Origin of the sequence: Stenotrophomonas thermophila, from assembly GCF_001499715.1 — a bacterium.
GTDB lineage: Bacteria > Pseudomonadota > Gammaproteobacteria > Xanthomonadales > Xanthomonadaceae > Stenotrophomonas > Stenotrophomonas hibiscicola.
Map to the genome: position 1 here is coordinate 68,851 of NZ_CVIW01000064.1, position 21,858 is coordinate 90,708.

A 21,858-nucleotide genomic window follows, 5' to 3' on the forward strand; every position below is an offset into this window, starting at 1 on the left:
ACGGGAGCCCCCCGGGAAAGACACGCTGCCGGGTTGGTAGAATGGCGCCATGTCCGATGCCACCACCGCCGTCCGTCCGTCGCTGCGCGATCCCCGCAACTGGCCGATGTTCGCCGCCATGCTCGGCGCCTTCGCCATCGCCCGCCTGCCGTGGATGCTGCAGCGTGCGCTCGGTCGTGGCGTGGGCTGGATCAGCTGGCGCCTGCTCGGCAGCCGCCGTCGCGCCGCCGAAGTCAACCTGCGGCTGTGTTTCCCGGAAAAGGACGAAGCCTGGCGCCAGCGCCTGGTGCGCGACAGCTTCGACGCACTGGGTGTGGGCGTGTTCGAGTGCATCCGCGCGTGGTGGGGCAGCATCGACCGCATCCGCCCACAGGTGCAGATCGAAGGCCTGGAACATCTGCGGCGGATGCAGGCCGAAGGCCGCGGCGTACTGCTGGTGTCCGGCCATTTCATGACCCTGGAGATGTGCGGCCGCCTGCTGTGCGACTACGTCGATCTTTCAGGCATGTACCGCAAGCACAAGAACCCGGTGTACGAGTGGGCGGTGAAGTTCGGCCGCCTGCGCTATGCCAAGGCGATGTTCGCCAACGAGGACATCCGCGCGACCGTGCGCCACCTGAAGAAGGGCGGCTTTCTCTGGTATGCGCCGGACCAGGACATGCGTGGCAAGGACACCGTGTTCGTCCCGTTCTTCGGCCATACCGCGTCCACTATTACGGCCACCCACCAGCTGGCGCGCATGACCGGCTGCGCGGTGATTCCGTACTTCCACCGCCGCGAGGGCGGAAAGTACTTCCTGAAGATCGGCGCGCCGCTGGAGAACTTTCCCAGCGAGGATGTGGAAGCCGATACCACGCGGGTCAACCAGGCCATCGAAGCGATGGTGCGCGAGGCACCCGACCAGTACCTGTGGATCCACCGCCGTTTCAAGCGCCAGCCGGGTGGGCGGAGCGATTTTTACAAGTAGAGCCACGCCATGCGTGGATGCTCTTCGATTCCGTTCCGTGATTCACAACGGCCAGCGGCACCAGGCGTACGGGTATTCCCCCACCACGCACGCCAGGCCCGCACGGACTGGATTGGCCAGGATGTACATTGCCTTCTCGTGAAGCGATTCGTCGGTCCGCACTGCATGGTCGTGATAGCCGTGCTGCCACAGCGCGCCCTGCCGCTCCAGCCGCCGGTTCAGCAACCTGCTGCTGCGTGACTTCAGAAGGGACATGCACCCGGCCAGGGTTCCACTGCGCAGTTCCATCAGCCAGTGCAGATGGTCAGGCATCACCACCCAGGCGAGACTGTGGCTGAAGCCCCTACGCTCGACGAGGCGCAGGGTGTCGATCAGGATCGCCATGTTCGCCGCATCGGCGAATAACGGTTCACGGCCAAGGGTTGCCGTGGTCAATGAGTAGACGTTGCCGGTTCGGGAATACCGACCGTAGCGGAGTCTGGGGCTGGCCATGGCCCAGCGTGCGATACACACGGAGGCACGGGTAGTGGAGGTTGGCGCGCATTTGCGTCGGGAAAGCCCCATCCACGCATGGCGTGGATCTACTATGGCGACATGCGCCCGATGATCGTCCCATGCACGCCATGGCGTGGATCCACCGCGGCGACATTCGTTCGGTACGTGCAGTAGAGCCACGCCATGCGTGGATGGACGATCACAGCAGCGGTGGCGCGTCGTCCGATTCCCGCGCCAGCAGGCTGCCGGCGAACAAGGCAGCGAGCAGCACGGTCAGGCCGCCCCAGAACGCGGAATAGAACGCCAGATGCGTGTTGAGCGGAAACACGGTGACCGCCAGCGCCAGCATCGCAGGGCGGGCCCGGTCACGCGCGGCCGCCGGTGCATAGCGCCAGGCCCGCCAGGCCTGGGCCACGGCTGCCAGCCACAGCAGCAGGCCGATCACCCCGGTTTCTGCCAGGATTTCCAGCACGATCTGATGCGCGTGCAGGGCGGGAGCATCCCCCCATACCGCCAGCCCCTCTTCGGCCACGCAGGCGGGATAGGCATCGCGGAAACCGCGTGCGCCGACGCCGTTGAACGGGTGTTCTTCGATCATGCAGACGGCGGCTTCCCAGATACGCGCGCGCCCCGACAGTGCCTCGTCGACACCGCGTTCGCTTCCATCCCACGCCATCGCGGTACGCGCAAGGCGTTCGCGCAGCTGCGGCACGCCCGCGGTGAGCACGCCGGCGCCCAGCACGCCGAGCAGCGCCAGCAGCAGCATCCGCTTCACACCGAACTGGCGCACGCCGCTGTAGGCCAGCACCAGCGCGAAGGTGATCCACGACGCGCGCGAGCCGGCCAGCAGCAGCACGCAGCCCAGCGCCGCCGCGGCCAGTACCCAACCCGGATTGCCAAAGCGACGCGCCAGCGGCAACAACAGGAACGGTGAGAGACTGGCCAGGACCTGGCCGAACTTCAGGTTGCACGGCCCGAGTGCGCCACTGAGGCGATCGACCACGGCCGCCTCAGTGGCCGGGCACAACGCGTGACCACTTACCGCAAGCTTCAGCTGCTCAAGCGACCAGAACCACGGGCTGGTTCCGGCCAGCGCCTGCACCAGCGCATCCAGCGTCCATGCGCCGGTGATCAGCGCCAGGCCGCCGAAGGTCAGCCGCCTGCGTTCCGGCGTGGCCACCGCGATCGCCACCAGCCACATGAAGGGCAGGTAGCGCAGGCCGGCAGCCGCCTTCGTCCACGACGCTGCCGGATCGATTGCATCAAACGCCGAGAACGCCTGCGGCAGCCAATAGCCGAGGAACAGGATGGAGGTCAGCGCCCACGCTGCCGTGCTCAACAGATGCGGGCGGCGCTGCAGGCGGCGCATGACCATGCGCACGGCGGCGTAGACCGCGCCAAGGCCCAGCACGGTCTCCGCGATGCCCGGCAATGGCCACAGCGCTACGTACGTCAGCACCCACCACGGCGCCCAGCGCCCGGCGCGGTCGTCGCGCACGGTGACGGCGGAGTCAGCCAGCGAGGTCGGCATAGAGGCGGAGGGTATCGCGCTGCATGGCCTGCAGCGTAAACGGGATGCGGGTCGGCAAGGACGGCGGCTGCGCCAGCAGGGCCAGCGCACGTTCACCCAACGCGCGTGCATCGCCCAGCGGCACCGCGCCAGCGGGCTGCAGCTGCCGAAGCAGTTCGCCGACGCCACCATGATCCCAGCCCAGCACCGGACGGCCGACCGACAGCGCCTCGACCACGGTGCGGCCAAACGATTCCGGTTTGTCCGACAGCTGCAGCACCAGATCGCTGGCCGCATAGGCCTGGGCGATGCGCGCGGTCGGCGTGCTGATCTGCACGGCGTCGGTCACGCCCAAGGCAGCGGCCTGCCGGCGCAGGTCGGCCACGTAGGCTTCGCGGCCCGGTTCATCGGTGCCCAGCATCCACAGCTGTGCCGGCACACCAGCTGCACGTACATCGGCGAGCAATTGCAGCGCATGGGCATGTCCCTTCAGCCGGGTGCCCCGCCCCGGCAGCAGCAGCAGCGGGCCCCCAACCTGCGCCAGCCACGGGTAGTCGGCTGCCAGCGCCAGTCGTGGCCGGCGGTCGGCGCGGGCCACGCGCGGAAACTGTGTGACATCGACGCCGCGCGGAATCACCTGCAGCTTCGCTTCGGGAACCGTCGGATAGTGCCGCTGCACGTAGTCGCGCACGGTGTTGGACACGCAGATCACGCGTTCGCCACTGGTCATCACCGCGCTGTAGCGGCTGGGCGAGTTCAACCCGTGCACGGTGGTCACCCAATGCGGGCGCTGTGCGGCGGGCATGGCGCGGATCGCGTACAGGCCCAGCCAGGCCGGCAGCCGCGAACGGGCATGCACGATGTCCGCACCAACTTCGGCAAACAGCCGGCGCAGGGTCGGCAGATGGCGCAGGGTCAGCAGCGACTTGCGGCCGATATCCAGGGTGAGGTGCTCGGCACCGCTGTCCAGCAGCGGCTGCACCAGGCGGCCGCCGGCAGACACCACCAGCGCGCGATGGCCGGCGGCAACCAGGGCCGCAGCGATTTCCAGGGTCGAGCGCTCGACACCACCGGAGTGCAGCGCCGGCAGCAACTGCACCACGGTCAATCGGCGCATCGAAGGGGCCGCCGTTTAGTCGGCCAGCACGAACACGGACCCGCAGTACGGGCACTGCGCTTCACCATTGGGCTCGTCCTCGATCGGCAGGTACACGCGCGGATGCGAGTTCCACAGCGCCATTTCCGGGGTCGGGCAGCTCAACGGCAGATCGCTGCGATGCACGGTGTAGCGCTTCTCGGCGTTGGCGGGCGCGGTGGCGGTATGGCTCATGGCGGATGTCGATGAACGGGTTGCGAGGCCTGTGATTCTAGCATCCGGGCCGCCCTGACATTGCGCAACAACAGGTCTTTGCCCGCCGCAGGGCGTCTCCTTGCGCGGTTGCGCGGCAGATCCAAGGCCTCGCACTGGCGGAAATCCTTCAATCGATCCAGCGGGTTCACGCCGGAAACCCGCCGACTGCGAAATTTGCCGCATTTGGATCGAACTAAATGGCACTTGTCAGGCTGCTGCGGCTGTTGCAGGATCGGGCCAGGCCGTGAATCGGCCCACCCCAATCAGACCCGATCGCATGGCCCGCCCCCACCGGACCGGCATCGCCTCTTCCACTGCCCTCCCGGCGGGCGGAGCGATGCTGTCCGTGGTGTCCGCCGATGCGGGTTCTGCCTGCCGCCTGCCTCTCGGGAGACCCTTGCATGACCCTGTCTGATCCACGCCGCGCCCTGCTTCCGCTCACTCTGGCCCTGGCCTGCGTGACCACTGCGATGCCGGCGCTGGCGCAGGGGCTGCAGACCTCGTTCGAACCGGGCGAACCTGTCCCGGCGCAGGCCACCGGTGCGCTTCAGGTCACGATCGGCAATGGACCGGCCGCGCCCTACGCCGCCAAGCGCAATGCCGGCTACAGCGGCCTGCATGCGCTGCGCTACAGCAGCCAAGGCGGCAGCGCGCGGCGCGAACTGTTCAAGGCCGACCTGCCCATCGAGGCCGATACCACGCTGTCGTGGCTGGTGCTGCCGGAAATCGTCGGCAAGGACACCGTCGCCTCGACCTATGTATCGCTGGACCTGCTGCTGGACGATGGCAGCCGCGTTTCGGCTGGCACGGCACGCGACCAGCATGGCGTGGCCCTTGGCGCCCATGCGCAGGGCGAGTCGAAGACGCTGTACCCACAGCAGTGGGCGCGCAAGGCGGTGCGACTGGGCGACGTGCCCGCGCTGAAAGGCCGCCGCGTGGTGGCGATCGAGCTGGAGGTGGCCAGTGCCGAAGGTGCACCGGTCTCCGGCTGGATCGACGACGTATGCCTGGATGCGCAGCCGCGCCAGCAGCCGCAGCGCGTCTCGGACTGGGTGCTGACCACACGCGGCACCCAGGCCAACGGAACGTTCTCGCGCGGCAACAACTTCCCGGCCACGGCGGTGCCGCACGGGTTCAACTTCTGGACCCCGGTGACCGATGCCGGCGCACTGAACTGGCTGTACCGCTGGAACGAACAGAACGATGCGCAGAACCGCCCGCAGCTGCAGGCGCTGGCACTGAGCCACCAGCCCAGCCCGTGGATGGGCGACCGCCAGACCTTCCAGGTGATGCCTTCGGCCAGCCGTGGCGCGCCGGACGCCGACCGCCGCAAACGCGCGCTGTCGTTCGACCGCCGCCACGAAAGCGCCCGCCCGTACCGTTACGACGTGCGCTTTGACAATGGCATCGCTGCCGCCATCGCGCCGACCGATCATGCCGCACTGTTCCGATTCGACTTCCCCGAGGGCGGCGACGCCAACCTGCTGTTCGACAATGTCGATGCGCGCGGTGGCCTGACCCTGGACGCCGCCACGCAGACGCTGTCCGGCTACACCGATACGCGCAGCGGCCTGTCCAACGGTGCCAGCCGCATGTACGTGGTGGCCAGCTTCGACAAGCCGTGGCGCAGCAGCGGCCGCCTCGACACCGGCCGCCCGACCGGCTACATCAAGTTCGACGCCGGCAGCGACCGGCGGGTGACGATGCGCATCGCCACCTCGCTGATCTCGGTCGAGCAGGCGCGGCACAACCTGGCACTGGAAATCAGCGGTGCCGATACGCTGGAAAGCGTGGCCAGCCGTGCGCAGGATGCATGGGACGCGCGCCTGGCCCGTTTCGACATCGGCAACGCCAGCGACGACCAGAAGACCACGCTGTACTCCAGCCTGTACCGGCTGTACCTGTACCCCAACTCCGGCCATGAAAACGTGGGCAGCGCGGCCCTACCCGACTGGCGCTACGCCAACCAGGCCAGCGCCAGCGATGACAACACCGATGGCAGCGCGACCCGCAGCTATGCAGCCGTGCGCGACGGCAAGGTCTTCGTCAACAACGGCTTCTGGGATACCTTCCGCACCACCTGGCCGGCCTATGCGCTGTTTACGCCCGACGATGCCGGCCAGCTGGTGCAAGGCTTCATCGAGCAGTACCGCGCCGGCGGCTGGATCGCGCGCTGGTCGTCGCCGGGCTACGCCGACCTGATGGTCGGCACCAGCTCGGACGTGGCCTTCGCCGATGCCTGGCTGAAGGGCATCGGCGGCTTCGATCCGGCCGAGGCCTACGCCGCCGCGCTGAAGAACGCGACCGTGGTCCCGCCCGACCGTCATGTCGGCCGCAAGGGCATGGACCGTTCGACCTTCCGTGGCTACGCCAGCGCGGACGTGCACGAAGGCATGTCATGGACGATGGAAGGCGCGCTCAATGACTTCGGCATCGCCAACATGGCCGATGCACTGGCCAAGCGCGCCACCACGCCGGCTGCACGCGAGCGCTACAGCACCGAGGCCGAGTACTTCCGCTATCGCGCCGCCAGCTACGCGACCATGTTCGACCCGGCCGCCGGCTTCTTCCAGGGCCGCAAGGCCGATGGCCGCTGGCGCGTGGACAGCAAGGACTACGACCCGCGCGTGTGGGGCCACGACTACACCGAATCCAATGGCTGGACCTTCGCTTTCACCGCCGCCCACGATGGCGAGGGCTTGGCGGCGCTGTACGGTGGCCGCGAGAAGCTGGCGGCGAAGCTGGATGCCTTCTTCGCCACGCCGGAAACCGCCGACCCGGCACTGGCCGGTTCCTATGGCGGCACCATCCATGAGATGACCGAAGCACGCGACGTGCGCATGGGCATGTATGCGCACAGCAACCAGCCGGCGCACCACATCCCGTGGATGTACCTGTACGCCGGGCAGCCGTGGAAGACCCAGCAGCATGTGCGCGAGATCCTGTCGCGGCTGTACGTCGGCAGCGAGATCGGCCAGGGCTACCCGGGCGATGAGGACAACGGCGAGACCTCGGCATGGTACGTGCTCGCTTCGCTGGGCCTGTACCCGCTGCGCATGGGCGCCCCGGAGTACGTGATCGGCTCGCCGGCATTCGAACATGCGCGCGTGCAACTGCAGGGTGGTGCCGTGCTGACCGTGAACGCGGCCAACAACTCGCGTGAGAACGTCTACGTGCAGTCGCTGAAGATCAACGGCAAGCCGTGGACGAAGACCTGGGTGCCGCACGAGCTCATCGCCAAGGGCGCGACCCTCGACTTCGTGATGGGCCCCCGTCCCTCGCGCTGGGGCAGTGGCGTGGATGATGTGCCGCGCTCGTTGACCTCACGCGGCCAGCGCCCGCAGCTGCTGCACGACCTGCTCGGCAGCGGCGCGAAGGCGACGTTGGCCGATGGCCGCGCCCTGCCCGCGCTGGTCGATGACGATGCCGGCACGACGGTGGGCCTGGGCGGCGGTGCAACCATCGCGCTGACGGGCCTGGCTGAGGGCACCCCGACGATGTACACGCTGACCAGCGGTGACAGCCGTATCCAGGGCGGTGAGTGGACACTGGAGGCGCGCAACGGCAGCGGCAGCTGGGCCGTGCTCGACCAGCGCAGCGGCGAAGACTTCGAATCCGCCCGCCAGACCCGTCCATTCCGCATTGCAAAACCCGGTCGCTACAGCGAATACCGCCTGCGCCTGGCGGCACCGGGACGACTGCCGCTGGCGGAGATCGAACTGCTGGCGGCCGGCACCGTACAATGAGCGGCATGCGCTTCCGTTTTCTGCCCTTGGCCCTTGTTGCCCTGTCCTTCTCCAGTTTCGGCCAGACCCAGGCGTTCGATACGCAGCTGACCCGCGACGGCGTGACGCTGAACTACCAGGACGCCCGTGGCGCCTTGGCCGCGCCGCAGCGCAAGCGGGTGATCGATACGTTCTTCTTCGCCTACCTGCGCGAACGTGCGGACTTCCACCCGGCCGCGCCGGCGATGGTGCGCATCGTGATCGACCCGGCCTACACCGGCATCGCCTTCGTCGGTGACAAGGACCAGGCCGCAACGATCACCATCAACCCGGGTTGGCTTGCGCAGCACCCCAACGACATCGACCTGGTCACCCATGAGGCCATGCACATCGTGCAGGGCTATCCGGGCTATGGCGACGCACGGGTGCCGGGTTGGCTGGTGGAGGGCATCGCCGACTACGCACGCGACCGCTACGGCATGGACAATGCCGCTGCGGGCTGGGCACTGCCGGGCAAGGTCGAGAAGGGGCAGAACTTCGACAGCGGCTACCGGGTCACCGGTGCGTTTCTGAAATGGGCCGACGCCGAACATCCGGGCCTGGTGCTGGCACTGGACAAGGCCCTGCGCGACGGCCGCTATGCACCGGCGCTGTGGCAGAAGCACACCGGCAAGGCACTGCCTGCGCTGTGGACGCAGTATGCCAAGCCGCGTTCGGATGCACCGCCGCCGGCACCAGCGCGCCGCGGCAAGCGGCGCTGAGCTCCAACGCACTTTACGTTCGCCGGGCATTGCCCGGCGCTACCGCATCGCGGCCTCAGCGCGACTGCACGAAGCCGGCGTACAGCGCGAACAACTGCTGGAAGTACCGCCGCGTCACTCGATTGCGCATGACACCCTCGCCAGTGAGAAAGTGGTCGGGCCCAGGGTGGGAAGGCCGGTCCGGTTCCTTCCCACGGCCGGGCCGCGTGGGCGTATTGGGCCGTGGCGGCGTTGCAGGCGAATGACCGGCCTACGTAGCGCGTGTGGCAGCGGTGGGACCGGCATCGGGACCGGTAGAGTCGACTGTTAGTCGACTATCGCGCGATCGCGCGGGATTTTCGGCGTCCGAATCAAGAGCAGTCGACTAACAGTCGACTCTACCCGTTTCCGCTTTGCGGAAACAGAAACGCGCCCCGTAGGGCGCGTTTCTGCAGATCGAATCGGGAAGAAGGCCTCAGGCCTTCTTTTCCGCTTCCAGCTGCTTCCTGATCTGCGCATCGACCGCTGCAATCGCGGTCATGTTCAGGATCCGGCGCGAGGTCGCGCTGGTGGTCAGGATGTGCACGGGCTTGTTCACGCCCATCAGGATCGGGCCGATCGCCACGCCGTCGGTGAACACGCGCACCAGGTTGTAGGCGATGTTGGCCGCTTCCAGGTTCGGCAGCACGAACAGGTTGGCGCGGCCCTGCAGGGTCGAGCCCGGCAGCAGCTTCTGGCGCAGCGCTTCATCCCACGCGGTGTCGCCCTGCATTTCGCCGTCCACGTTCAGACGCGGGTTGCGCTTGAGCAGCAGCTCGCGCACCTGGCGCATCTTCAGCGCGTCCTTGGAGTCGTGGCTGCCGAAGTTGGAGTGCGACAGCAGCGCCACCTTCGGCTCGATGCCGAACAGCTTCATGCGGTAGGCCGCCTGCAGGGTCGCTTCGCACAGCTGCTCGGCAGTCGGATCTTCCTGCACGTGGGTGTCGACGAAGAAGAACACGCCCTGCTGGTTGATCACGCCGGTCATCGCCGAGGTCGAGGTGACCTTCGGCTCCAGCGGCAGCACGCTGCGCACGTAACCCAGCTTCTTGTGGAAGCGGCCGACGATGCCGGTCAGCATCGCATCGGCTTCGCCACGGGCCACCATCACCGCCGCAATCAGCGTCGGGCGCGAACGCATCAGGTTCTTCGCCGCGGCCACGGTCACGCCACGGCGGCCGGTCAGGCCGTGGTAGTACTGCCAGTACTCGTTGAAGCGCGGGTCGTCGTTGATGTTGGTGACTTCAACGTTCTCGCCGATCTTCAGGCGCAGGCCGAGGCGCTCGATGCGCGATTCGATCACTTCCGGGCGGCCGATCAGGATCGGGTGTGCCAGGCCGTCATCGACCACGTTCTGCACCGCCTGCAGCACCACTTCTTCTTCGCCTTCGGCGTACACCACGCGCTGCTTGTCGCTGCGCGCGCGGTCGTAGACCGGCTTCATCATCAGGCTGGTGCGGTAGACGAACTGGGCCAGCTTGTCGCGGTAGGCGCCCATGTCCTCGATCGGGCGCGAAGCCACGCCCGAGTCCATCGCGGCCTGGGCCACGGCCGCCGACAGCTCCACCAGCAGGCGGCGGTCAAACGGACGCGGGATCAGGTATTCACGGCCGAAGCTCGGGGTCTCGCCGCCATAGGCCGAGCCCATGTCGGTGGCCGCGCGGCGCGCCAGCGCGGCGATGGCACGCACGCAGGCGATCTTCATTTCCTCGTTGATCGCAGTCGCGCCCACGTCCAACGCACCACGGAACAGGTAGGGGAAGCACAGCACGTTGTTGACCTGGTTCGGGTAGTCCGAGCGGCCGGTGCCGATGATCGCGTCCGGACGCGCGGCGCGCGCCACCTCCGGCATGATTTCCGGAGTCGGGTTGGCCAGCGCGAAGATCACCGGATCCGGGGCCATGGTCTTGACCATCTCGGCGGTCAGGATGCCCGGTGCCGACAGCCCCAGGAAGATGTCCGCGCCGTCGACGATCTCGGCCAGGGTGCGCTTGTCGGTATCGCGCGCATAGCGCTGCTTTTCCGGGTCCAGGTCGGTACGGCCGGTGTGGATCACACCCTCGCGGTCGAAGGCCAGGATGTTTTCCGGCTTCAGGCCCAGCTGCACCAGCATGTTCACGCAGGAGATGCCGGCGGCGCCCATGCCCGTGGTCGCCAGCTTCACGTCCTCGATCTTCTTGCCGGTGATCGCCATGGCGTTGAGCACCGCTGCGCCGACGATGATCGCCGTGCCATGCTGGTCGTCATGGAACACCGGGATCTTCATGCGCTCGCGCAGCTTGCGCTCGACCACGAAGCACTCCGGCGCCTTGATGTCTTCCAGGTTGATGCCGCCGAAGGTCGGCTCCAGCGAGGCGATGATGTCGACCAGCTTGTCCGGGTCGGTTTCATCCACTTCGATGTCGAATACATCGATGCCGGCGAACTTCTGGAACAGCACGCCCTTGCCTTCCATCACCGGCTTGCCGGCCAGCGCGCCGATGTTGCCCAGGCCCAGCACCGCGGTGCCGTTGGAGATCACCGCCACCAGGTTGCCGCGGGCGGTCAGCTCGCTGGCCTGCTGCGGGTCGGCCTTGATCGCTTCACAGGCATACGCCACGCCCGGCGAATACGCCAGCGACAGGTCGCGCTGCGTCAGCATGGGCTTGGTAGCGGAAACCTTGATCTTTCCCGGCGGGGACATCCGGTGGTAATCGAGGGCGGCCTGTTTGAAATCTTCGTTGGACATCGATGTGGGTTACATGAATGGGCAGAAGGGACAGGGGATCATACCCCCGTTGGAGCGTCTGGACCTGTCGCTATCCTGTCGCAACCATGCTGCGACCGCACAATTCCGTGCCGTATGCGACCCGAGCCCAGACCAGCATCGGCGCTACCCATGACAGTCATGGGACGCCATGAAGCGCCGCGGGGCCGTACCACTGTCGTGATCGGCCCCGCGGTACCACACACCTGGATCAGCCCTTGGCCGGCAGCGCCTCGGGCAGTGCGTCCACCGGCGGTGGCAGCTCGCTTTCGCGGCCATCCAGCGCCAGCTGCAGGCGGTTGCGGTCCAGCGCGCCTTCCCAGCGCGAGACCACCACGGTGGCCACCGCATTGCCGATGAAGTTGGTCAGCGAGCGGCATTCGCTCATGAAGCGGTCCACGCCCAGGATCAGCGCCATGCCAGCCACCGGCACCTCCGGCACCACCGCCAGGGTCGCGGCCAGGGTGATGAAGCCGGCGCCGGTAACGCCAGCGGCACCCTTGGAGCTGAGCATGGCGACCAGCAGCAGGGCGATCTGGTGGCCCAGGGTCAGTTCGGTGTTGGTGGCCTGGGCGATGAACAGCGCGGCCAGGGTCATGTAGATGTTGGTGCCGTCCAGGTTGAACGAATAGCCGGTCGGGACCACCAGGCCCACCACCGACTTGCTGCACCCGGCGCGTTCCATCTTCTCCATCAGCGACGGCAGCGCCGACTCCGACGAAGAGGTGCCCAGCACCAGCAGCAGCTCGGCCTTCAGGTAGCGCGCCAGCTTGAACACCGAGAAGCCACACAGTCGGCAGACCAGGCCCAGGATCACCGCTACGAACAGGAAGGCGGTGAGGTAGAACGAGCCCACCAGCCAGGCCAGGTTGATCAGCGAGCCGACGCCATACTTGCCGATGGTGAAGGCGATCGCGCCGAAGGCACCGATCGGGGCGGCCTTCATCAGGATGTGCACCAGCTTGAACACCGGGGCGACCAGCGCCTCCAGGAAGTTCACGATCGGCCTGCCTTTCTCGCCCACCGAGGCCAGCGCGATGCCGAACAGCACCGCGATGAACAACACCTGCAGGATGTTGCCATCGACGAAGGCGCTCACCAGCGTCTTCGGGATGATGTCCATCAGGAAGCCGACCAGGGTCAGGTCATGCGACTTTTCGACGTAGCTGTGCACCGCGGTCTGGTCCAGCTCGGCCGGGTTGATGTTCATGCCGGCGCCGGGCTGCACCACGTGCGCCACGATCATGCCGACGATCAGCGCCAGCGTGGAGAAGAACAGGAAGTACACCATCGCCTTGGCAAACACCCGGCCCACCGTGCGCAGGTGGGTCATGCCGGCGATGCCGGTGACGATGGTCAGGAAGATCACCGGTGCGATGATCATCTTCACCAGGTTGATGAAGGCATCGCCCAGCGGCTTCATCTTTTCGCCCACCAACGGTTCGTAGTGGCCGAGGATGGCGCCGAGGACGATCGCCACGATCACCTGGAAGTACAGCTGGCGATAGATCGGCAACGGCTTTGCAGGCGCCGGGGCTGCGGTCGGGATGTGCATGGCGGACTCCGGAAGGGGCGTTTTCAGGCACGTACGGCCCCGGGACTGCACGGGAACCGCTACCGTGGAAACTGATCGCCCTGTGCTGCACGCGCAGGAGGTGCGACCAATGGACGCCTTTGTACGCGCTGGGCACGTCGGCGCAGATAACCTATTGGTACTAGCCCCCCGGTTCAGGTGGCGCAGGTGCCTACACTGGCGCCACACCGCCCAGACACGGGAAGGCCGGTGGCCCGGGCTGAACGGCCGGGCGCGTCCTTGCGAAAGTTTCGGCCCCTGCGGCCGTTGTTGTCCTGTCCACACGCAATCCGAGAGAGCCGCACCCAACATGCGCCCGAATCCCACCTTGCTGGCCCTGTCGCTGGCCGCCCTTCCCGCCTTCGCCTCGGCCGCCGACTTCGACAACTGGCCGACCAAGTACGCCTTCGGCGACGGCACCGAGCTGGCCGCTACCGCCAACATCGCCTACGACTACAACAATTTCTCCTCGGGCAGTGGCCTGGAGGATGACGACGCGGTGCGTCGCAAGGAGTTCGGTGCGACGCTGAAGAAGAAGGGCGTTTACGACGCGATGGTCTACTACGACTTCCAGTCCGATACTTGGCTGGACGTGTTCGTGCGCTTTGAAAGCAAGGCCTTCTTCGGCCGCGACATCGGCCGCTTCCGCTTCGGCTACATGAAGACCCCGGTCGGCCTGGACGCGAACACCTCTTCGCGCGCCGGCAGCTTCCTGGAAACCGCGCTGCCCGTGCAGGCCTTCTACGCCGGCCGCCGCACCGGCGTGGAATGGGTGCTGGAGCGCCCGCAGTACCTGCTGCAGGCCGGCGCCTATGGCGGCAAGGACCTGCAGGGTGACAACCCCGGCACCACCCAGGCCGTGCGTGCGGTGTGGACCCCGGTGAAGGCGCCGGGTGACGTGATTCACCTGGGCCTGGCCTATTCGCAGGAGAATCCGCGCGGCTACAGCGATGGCCGTGACGTGCACCACGAGGCCAGCGCGCGCCTGCGTGCACGCCCGGAAGCCGGCCTGACCGACATCCGCTATGTCGATTCCGGCGCGCTGGTCACCGCCGACCAGATCCGCCGCACCGGCCTGGAAGGCATCTGGATCCGCGGTCCGTTCTCGCTGCAGGCCGAAGCCCTGCGTGCCACGGTCACCCGCCATGACGGCAAGCCCGACTACACCGGCAGCGGCCAGTACGCGATGGCCAGCTGGGTGCTGACCGGCGAGTCGCGCCCGTACAACGCAGGTGCCGTGGCCAACATCAAGCCGGCGCACGACTACGGCGCGGTGGAACTGGTGGCCCGTTACAGCCGCTTGGACCTCGACGATGGCAGCATCCTTGGTGGCCGCCAGCACGCCCTGACCCTGGGCGCGAACTGGTACCTGACCAGCCACTTCAAGTTCCAGGCCAACTATGTGAAGGTCGACGCCAGCCGTCGCGGTGTGCACAGCACGCCGGAGATATTCGAACTGCGCGCGCAGATGCACTTCTGACCCCTTCCACGTCAGACCCCGGCGGGCGTGCACGTCACGCCCGCCGGCCCTGCGTAGACTGCCGCCATGTACCGGCTCAGCCGCCACCGGATGCTGTTGCTGACCCTCCTGGTGATGGTCGGTGGCACCGTCCTGTGTGCGGTCGCCGCCGGCCACTACGCCTGGCGGCGCGCCCTCGGCGAGGAAAGCAGCCAGGTGCAACGCCAGCTGCAGCTGTACGGCCAGGGCCTGCAGCAGCGCATCGACCGCTTCGGCACGTTGCCGCAGGTACTGGCGCTGGATCCGGACCTGCTGCACGCCCTGCGTGTGCCACCCTCGCCCACCGAACAGCAGCGGCTGAACCTCAAGCTGCAACGCGCCAATGAAGTCACCCGTGCCTCGACCCTGACCCTGGTCGGCCATGACGGCGTGGCAGTGGCGGCCAGCAACTGGGACCAGCCGACCAGCAACGTCGGCGAGAACTACAGCTACCGCCCCTACTACCGGCAGGCACTGGCGCAGGGCCGCGGCCGCTTCTACGGCATCGGCATGACTACAGGCGTGCCCGGCTACTACCTGTCGCAGGCCATCGAGGAAGACGGCAAGCGGCTCGGCGTGGTGGTGATCAAGGTCGAGCTGTCGGCGCTGGAGCAGGAATGGTTGAGCAGCCCCGATGTGGTGCTGGCCAGCGACGACCACGACGTGGTGTTCCTGGCCAACCGTGACAGCTGGCGCTACCGCCTGCTGCGTCCGCTGGGCGCCGATGAGCGCCGCGAGATGCTGGACGCCCGCCAGTACGCCGACCGCGCGTTGCAGCCATTGCGCGCGCGTACCGAAGACGTGCTTGCCGATGGTGGCCGCATGGTGCGCCTGCTGGATCCGGCACTGCCGCAGCCGATGCTGTGGCAAAGCCTGCCGCTGCCCGCCGAAGGCTGGAACCTGCACCTGCTGCACGACGCCGGTGCCGCCACCGCCGCCGGTCGCGCAGCCGCCCTTACCGGCGGTGCCGGGTGGCTGGCGTTGGGCTTCCTGGTGCTGTTCGTGCAGCAGCGCCGGCGCCTGGCCAAGCATCGCCTGCGCAGCCGCCGCGAGCTGGAGACACTGCTCAAGCAACATGCCCAGGAACTGCGCACCGCGCAGGACGGCCTGCTGCAGGCCGCCACCGAGGCCGACAGCGGCCTCAGCCGCAGCCTCGAGCACCTGCCGCAGGGCGTGGTGGTGATCGACCGCGAACTGCGCCTGGTCGCGTGGAACTCGCGCTACCTGGAACTGTTCCGTTTCCCACAGGACCTGGTTCGCGTCGGCCGGCCGATCGAGGAACTGTTCCGCTTCAACGCACGCCGTGGCCTGCTCGGTCCGGGCCCCGTCGATGAAGCAATCGAGCGTCGCCTGAACCACCTGCGCAGCGGCCGCCCGCACATGCGCGAGAGCGAGAAGGACGACGGCACGGTGCTGGAGATCCGTGGCAATCCGCTGCCTGACGGCGGCTTCGTCACCAGCTATGCCGACATCACCAGCTACAAGAACGCCGCGCGCGAACTGCGCTCCCTGGCCGATGCGCTGGAGCACCGCATCGCCGAGCGCACCCATGATCTGGAAGAAGCACGCCGCGAAGCCGAGCAGGCCAACCGCTACAAGACCCGTTTCGTTGCCTCGGCCGTGCACGACCTGCTGCAACCCCTCAACGCGGCGCGCATGTTCGTCTCGGTGCTGCGCGGCAAGCTGAGTGACCCGGCGCAGCAACAGACCAGCGACCACATCGATGCTGCATTGGCCGCGCAGGATGCGATCCTCAACAGCCTGCTGGATATCGCGCGCTTGGAATCGGGCAGCCTGCCCACGCGCGTACAGGCGTTCCGGCTCGGGCCTTTGCTGCAGACGCTGGCACGCGAGTTCGGCATCGCCGCGCAGTCACGTGGGCTGGTGGTCGACTGGGTCGATACCGCTGCGGTGGTGGTCAGCGATGAAGCGCTGCTGCGCCGCATCCTGCAGAACTTCCTGTCCAACGCACTGCGCTACAGCGAACGTGGCCGCGTGCTGCTCGGCTGCCGCCGCCGCGAAGGCCTGCTGTGGATCGAAGTTCACGACCAGGGCCCCGGCATTCCCGATGCGCTGCAGGGCGAGATCTTCGAGGAGTTCCGCCGCCTGCACGACGGCCAGCAGCGCGGCGCCGGCCTTGGCCTGGCGATCGTCGACCGCATCGGTCGGCTGCTCGGCCACCCGATCCGCCTGCGCTCGCAGCTGGGCCAGGGCAGCGTGTTCGCGGTGGGCGTGCCGTTCGGCGAAGCCAGCGCGATTCCCGCTACTGCTCCTGTGCCGGTGCTGATGCAGGAACCGGCCGCGGACAACCCGCTTCGCGGTCGCCGGGTGTGGGTGATCGACGACGATCCGCACGTCTGCGCCGCCAGCCGCGCGCTGCTGGAGCGCTGGGGCTGCGAGGTGGCACTGGCCGATGGCCCACAGGCGGCGCTGCAGCTGGCCAGTACCGTAACGGTACCGGAGCTGGTGCTGCTGGATGTGCGCATGGGCGATCACCACGGGCCGGTGCTGTACGAGACATTGGCCGAACTGTGGCAGGCCCGTCCGCCGGTGGTGCTGGTCACTGCCGAGCGCGATGCGGGATTGCGTGAGATGGCCGCCGAACGCGGCTGGGGAATGATGGCCAAGCCAGTGAAGCCGTCGGCGCTGCGGGCGCTGATGAGTCAGTTGTTGATCCGGCATCGCGGGTAGTTTCCAGCCAACGGCGCAGCCCTCGTGGGTGGTGTCTGGTTGGTCGTGGAAAGCAAAAGCCGTGGGTGGGCCGGTCGGGTTGGGTGCGCGGGGGACGCCGTGAATCCGTCCCTGGAGGCTTGGCAGCCGCATCCATGCGGCTGACACCCCCGCGCACCCAACCCGACCGGCCTCCGACAGATTTCGGTGGCCTGCACCACGGAGAAGAAAATAAGATCAAAAGCGGGTCGCGCGCTGCGCTTGCTCGTGTAGAGCCGAGCCCATGCTCGGCTTCACGGACCGGCCAGAAAGCAGCCGAGCGTGGGCTCGGCTCTACAAAAAGCGGCCTGTCAGGCTGCCTTTGCTTTTGATCTTCTTTTCTCTTCCGTGGGTGGACGTGCACGGAACCTGTCCGTGGCCGGGCAGGTGGGCTGCGCAGGGGCGTGAGCCGCATGGATGCGGCGACCGAGCTTACATGGACGTACTTGCAGCGGCCCCTGCGCAGTCCACCTGCCCGGCCTCACCCATGAACTGCTCTACGTGTCCACCCACGAGGGGCGGCGCCGTTGGCTGGAAACTACAGTCCAGCGCCCGCGTCGCCTTCCGGCTCCAGCGCCTTCACCAGCACCGCTGCCTGCGTTCGGCTATGGCACTCGAGCTTCTTCAGGATCGCAGTGACATGAACCTTCACTGTGTTCTCGGCCAACCCCAGCGTGTAGGCGATCTGCTTGTTGAGCAGGCCATCGGCCAGGCACAGCAGTACCCGGAACTGCTGCGGGGTCAGCTGGGCCAGGCGGCTGGCCAGCAGTGCGTCGGCCTCGGAGCGTTCGGCGGCCATCGCCGGGAACCACAGGCCACCATCGAGCACCGCCTGCACCGCCTCGCCGATGGTCTCGGCCGGGGCCGACTTCGGGATGAAACCGGCCGCGCCGAACTGCTGGGCACGGCGGATCACCCGCGGATGGTCGTTGGAGGAGAGGATCACCACCGGAATGTCCGGATGCGAACCACGCACGTGCAGCAGCGCGGAAAAACCGTGTGCGCCGGGCATGGTCAGGTCGAGCAGCACCAGGTCCACATCGGGATGCGCGTCGAGTGCCTCGGCCAGCGCCTCGGCGCTGGCAACCTCGCGCACCTGTGCCAACGGCAGGCTCTGCCGCAAGGACTGCACCACCGCCGAACGCAGCAGCGGATGGTCATCGGCGATCAGGATGGTGTACTCGCTCATGCTGCCATTGTACGGGCCGGCCGGCGCCTCAGCGCCCCGCCGGCTCCACGCTGCTACGCCAGGCGTCGAGGAACTGGCGGCGCTTGAGCGCGTCCAGGTACACCAGCAGGCCCGGGCCGAGCTGGATCGGACGGCGGCTGCGGCCGGGCGCGTCGTCACCACGTGCGTTGCCGGTCACGATCGGCATCAGCCGCGCTTCGCGCGACAGCACTTGCTGGCCACGCGGCGACAGCAGGTAATCGAGGAAGCGCCGCGCTTCTTCCGGGTGCGGGCCGGTGCGCGGGATGACTGCGGTGCGCAGCACCACCAGCGTGTAGTCCTCGGGCTCGATGATGGCCAGTGGCGCGCCCGCATCGACACGTGCCTGCGCGTAGGAGCCGAGCACGTTGTAGACCAGCGACAGCTGGCCACTGGCCACCTGGTCCAGCAGCACGCCAGTACGCTCCTCGCGCACCACGTCGTTGTCGCCGAGCGCGCCCAGCAGCGCGCCGGCAATGCTGCCGCGCTGCGCGTCCTGGGTCGCCAACAGGTAGCCGACGCTGCTGCGCTCGATGTCATAGGTGCCGACCCTGCCGCGCAGGGGTGCACCTTCAGCACGCAGCCGGTCCAGCAGCTGGCGGCGCGTGTGCGGCACCTTGGCCGAAGGAATCGCGCGGGTATTGTAGACCATCACCACCGGCTCGTAGCTGATGCCGAACGCCTCGTTGCGCCACTGTGCCCAGGCCGGCAGCGCCGCGGTCTGCGCCGAGCGATGCGGCAGCGCATGGCCATCGTTGACCAGCTTGGTCTGCAGATCCATGCCGCTGGAGATCAGCAGGTCCGGCGATGCCGGTCCGGCGCGGTCGTGCAGGTAACGCGCGTACAGGTCCTGGGTGATGATGTCCTCGTACACCACCTCGGTGCCGGGATGCAGGCGCTGGTAATCGGCGATCACCACCGCGAACACTTCGATGTCGGTGGTGCCGTGAATGCGCAGCTGCGCAGTGGCCTTTGCCTGGGCCGGGAAACGGCGTACGTCGCCGGGCGCGGCCAGTACCGGCAGGGCCAGCAGCAAGGCAACGGCAGCAGCGAACAGGCGGATCATGGACTGCTCCGTGGCAGGCGGATGGTGGCGACCAGCCCGCCCTGCGGGCGGTTGCTCAGGTCAATGCGGCCGCCATGGCTGTCGACCACGCGCTTGACGATGGCCAGGCCCAGCCCGGCACCACCTGAGGGCGCGCCTTCGCCACGTGCGAAACGCTCGAATACGCGCTCGGCATCGGCCGGGGCGATGCCTGCGCCGTGGTCGGCGATGGTCAGCACGGCCTGCTCGCCTTCCACGGTAAGGGCAATCTGCAGGTCGCCGTCACCGCCGTACTTCAGTGCGTTGTCGACCAGGTTCTTGATCGCCTCGCGCAGCAGCAGCGCATCGCCGTGCACCAGTGCCGGTTCGGCGGTCATCGCCAACTGCACGCGCGGCGCCGGACCGGCCTGCGGCAGCGCTTCATGCAGGGCCTGGTGCACGGTCTCGGCCAGGTTCACCGCTGCAAAGCGCTGCAGATGCGAACGATGGATCACGCTGGCATCGCTGAGCAGCTGGTTCAGCAACCGGCTCATGTGGGTGGCATTGCGCTCGATCGCCTGCAGGCTGCGCCGCATGTCTTCGGGGTCGTCGTCGTCCAGCGCAAGCTGTGCCTGCGCGCGCAGGGCAGCCAACGGCGTGCGCATCTGGTGCGCGGCCTCGGCCATGAATGCGCGCAGTGTCTCGTTGCTGCTGGACAGGCGTTCCATGAAGCGGTTCAACGCCGCCACCATCTGGTCCATCTCGCGCGGCACGTGGGCATCCAGCGGCTTCAGGTCGGACGGCTCCCGTCGCGACAGCTCGCGCTCCACCCGCACCAGCGGCCGGAATGCGCGATGCACGCCGAACGCCACCAGTGCCAGCAGCAGGCCGGACAGCACGCCGATCGCCAGCAACGCGCGATTGACCATGTCCTGCGCGACCGCTTCACGCGCACGCCGGGTCTGGCCGACCTGGACCTTCACCTCGCCCTGCGCCGAGGCAGCGGCGAAGCTGCGGCCGACCACCACGAAGCGCACGGTCTCGCCGCTGTAGGTGGCATCGAACAGCTGCGGCTGGGTACCGGGCCGGCGCGGCGGTGCCGGCAGGTCACCGTAGCCGGTGATCAGCGTGCCGCGGCTGTCGGCCACGCGATAGAACACGCGGTCCTCCGGTGCCATCGCCAGCAGGTCCAGCGCCGCATACGGCAGATCGACCTGCCACTGCCCATCGACCAGCGCCACCGAATCGGCGATGGACAGCGCCGAGGACACCAGCAGGTGATCGTAGGAACGGTTGGCGGCACGCTGGCCGTAATCGCGTGCGGCGAACAGCAAGGCCACCGCGAACACCGCCAGCAGCACGCCGAGATAGAGCAGCAGCGTGCGCCGCAGCGAACCCGGCGCCGCAGTCGCAGCGCGCGCGTCAGCCATCGGCGTCGGCATGGGTATCGCTGGCCTCCAGCAGATAGCCGACACCGCGCACCGTGGTGATGCGCAGCGGTGCGCCCGCCAGCTTCTTTCTCAGGCGGCCAACATACAACTCGATGGCGTTCGGGCCCGCTTCGTCATCGAAACCAAACAGGCCGTTGCCGATCTCGTCCTTGCCGACCACCTGGCCAAGACGGCCGACCAGGATCTCCAGCAGGCGGTACTCGCGATTGGGCAGTTCGATCGGCTCCCCGTCGAGGCTGACCCGGTGCGCAGCGTTGTCGAACTGGAAGCCGCCAATCTGCACCACTTCGCTGGCCTGCCCACGCGCGCGCCGCAGCAGTACGCGGCAGCGTGCTTCGAACTCGCGGAAGTCAAAGGGCTTGCCCAGGTAGTCGTCGGCGCCCACATCCAGCGCCTGCACGCGATCCTCGATGCCATCGCGCGCGGTCAACATCAGCACCGGCGTGCTGTCACCGCGCTCGCGCATGCCGGCCAGCACGCGCAGGCCGTCCAGCTTGGGCAGGCCGATATCCAGCACCACCAGATCGAAGCTCTGGTAGCGCAGCACGCTGGCAGCGGCCAGGCCGTCGGCCTGCCAGTCCACGGCATGGCCACTGCGACGCATGCGACGGATGATCGCATCGGCCAGATCCGGGTTGTCTTCGACCAGCAGCAGGCGCATGGGCACGACGGTGGGAGGGGAAGCGAATGCTACCGCATGACGCCGGGGCCGCCCGCCGGGCCATGCCTGGCGACCATTTACGCTGCACCGCACAAACCGCTGACAGGACGATGACAGCTACGGCGACCCAGACTGCGGCCGCGCACCGTCCGGTGCCACGAT

15 protein-coding genes are annotated in these 21,858 nt (G+C 67.7%); 5 read left to right on the forward strand and 10 right to left on the reverse strand.

From position 1 onward, the window contains the following. The first annotated feature begins 49 nt into the window (after positions 1-49). Positions 50-967: an LpxL/LpxP family Kdo(2)-lipid IV(A) lauroyl/palmitoleoyl acyltransferase gene (locus BN1263_RS19565; protein ID WP_058983548.1), complete on the forward strand. Its 918-nt coding sequence runs from the start codon at positions 50-52 to the stop codon at positions 965-967. A 42-nt stretch (positions 968-1,009) separates the two neighbouring features. Here the strand turns inward: BN1263_RS19565 and BN1263_RS19570 are convergent, their stop codons facing one another. From BN1263_RS19570 to BN1263_RS19585, 4 genes are all read right to left on the reverse strand, one after another. Next, a complete protein-coding gene (locus BN1263_RS19570; RefSeq protein ID WP_058983550.1) occupies positions 1,010-1,459 on the reverse strand; it encodes an REP-associated tyrosine transposase in 450 nt (149 codons plus the stop codon). Positions 1,460-1,661: 202 nt separating this feature from the next. Then, positions 1,662-2,993 (reverse strand): O-antigen ligase family protein, encoded by a 1,332-nt coding sequence (locus tag BN1263_RS19575; protein WP_058983552.1) that lies wholly within the window; start codon positions 2,991-2,993, stop codon positions 1,662-1,664. Further along, positions 2,974-4,089 carry a glycosyltransferase gene (locus BN1263_RS19580; RefSeq protein WP_058983554.1) on the reverse strand — a complete coding sequence of 372 codons (1,116 nt, stop codon included), beginning with the start codon at positions 4,087-4,089 and terminating at the stop codon, positions 2,974-2,976. The genes BN1263_RS19575 and BN1263_RS19580 overlap by 20 nt, the downstream gene beginning before the upstream one ends. Before the next feature lie 15 nt (positions 4,090-4,104). After that, on the reverse strand, positions 4,105-4,302 hold the full coding sequence (locus BN1263_RS19585; RefSeq protein ID WP_005410967.1) for a zinc-finger domain-containing protein: 198 nt from the start codon (positions 4,300-4,302) through the stop codon (positions 4,105-4,107). Between the two features lie 422 nt (positions 4,303-4,724). On the opposite strand from BN1263_RS19585, the gene BN1263_RS19590 reads away from it, so the two are divergent. Both BN1263_RS19590 and BN1263_RS19595 read left to right on the forward strand, forming a co-directional pair. After that, complete coding sequence (locus tag BN1263_RS19590; RefSeq protein ID WP_058983556.1) at positions 4,725-8,069, forward strand: GH92 family glycosyl hydrolase; 3,345 nt, start codon at positions 4,725-4,727, stop codon at positions 8,067-8,069. Beyond that, positions 8,066-8,809 carry a basic secretory protein-like protein gene (locus tag BN1263_RS19595; RefSeq protein WP_058983558.1) on the forward strand — a complete coding sequence of 248 codons (744 nt, stop codon included), beginning with the start codon at positions 8,066-8,068 and terminating at the stop codon, positions 8,807-8,809. Before BN1263_RS19590 ends, BN1263_RS19595 begins: the two co-directional genes overlap by 4 nt. Positions 8,810-9,263: 454 nt before the next feature. Here BN1263_RS19595 and BN1263_RS19600 read toward each other — a convergent pair whose 3' ends face one another. Beyond that, on the reverse strand, positions 9,264-11,555 hold the full coding sequence (locus BN1263_RS19600) for an NADP-dependent malic enzyme (RefSeq protein WP_058983560.1): 2,292 nt from the start codon (positions 11,553-11,555) through the stop codon (positions 9,264-9,266). Between the two features lie 229 nt (positions 11,556-11,784). Next, positions 11,785-13,128 (reverse strand): dicarboxylate/amino acid:cation symporter, encoded by a 1,344-nt coding sequence (locus BN1263_RS19605; protein WP_058983562.1) that lies wholly within the window; start codon positions 13,126-13,128, stop codon positions 11,785-11,787. A gap of 328 nt (positions 13,129-13,456) precedes the next feature. On the opposite strand from BN1263_RS19605, the gene BN1263_RS19610 reads away from it, so the two are divergent. Together BN1263_RS19610 and BN1263_RS19615 are read left to right on the forward strand one after the other, a co-directional pair. Further along, positions 13,457-14,626 (forward strand): OprO/OprP family phosphate-selective porin, encoded by a 1,170-nt coding sequence (locus tag BN1263_RS19610; protein WP_058983564.1) that lies wholly within the window; start codon positions 13,457-13,459, stop codon positions 14,624-14,626. Between the two features lie 66 nt (positions 14,627-14,692). After that, positions 14,693-17,335: a hybrid sensor histidine kinase/response regulator gene (locus BN1263_RS19615; RefSeq protein WP_058983565.1), complete on the forward strand. Its 2,643-nt coding sequence runs from the start codon at positions 14,693-14,695 to the stop codon at positions 17,333-17,335. 556 nt (positions 17,336-17,891) lie between these two features. Here the strand turns inward: BN1263_RS19615 and BN1263_RS19620 are convergent. From BN1263_RS19620 to BN1263_RS19635, 4 genes are read right to left on the reverse strand one after another with little or no spacing between them, the layout of a single operon-like run. Continuing rightward, positions 17,892-18,542 (reverse strand): response regulator, encoded by a 651-nt coding sequence (locus BN1263_RS19620; RefSeq protein ID WP_008268765.1) that lies wholly within the window; start codon positions 18,540-18,542, stop codon positions 17,892-17,894. Between the two features lie 28 nt (positions 18,543-18,570). After that, positions 18,571-19,626, reverse strand: coding sequence for an ABC transporter substrate-binding protein (locus tag BN1263_RS19625; RefSeq protein ID WP_058983567.1), 1,056 nt, complete (start codon positions 19,624-19,626; stop codon positions 18,571-18,573). Next, complete coding sequence (locus BN1263_RS19630; protein WP_058983636.1) at positions 19,623-21,014, reverse strand: sensor histidine kinase N-terminal domain-containing protein; 1,392 nt, start codon at positions 21,012-21,014, stop codon at positions 19,623-19,625. The genes BN1263_RS19625 and BN1263_RS19630 overlap by 4 nt, the downstream gene beginning before the upstream one ends. Beyond that, complete coding sequence (locus BN1263_RS19635; protein WP_005419188.1) at positions 21,007-21,696, reverse strand: response regulator transcription factor; 690 nt, start codon at positions 21,694-21,696, stop codon at positions 21,007-21,009. The genes BN1263_RS19630 and BN1263_RS19635 overlap by 8 nt, the downstream gene beginning before the upstream one ends. Between the last annotated feature and the right edge of the window lie 162 nt (positions 21,697-21,858).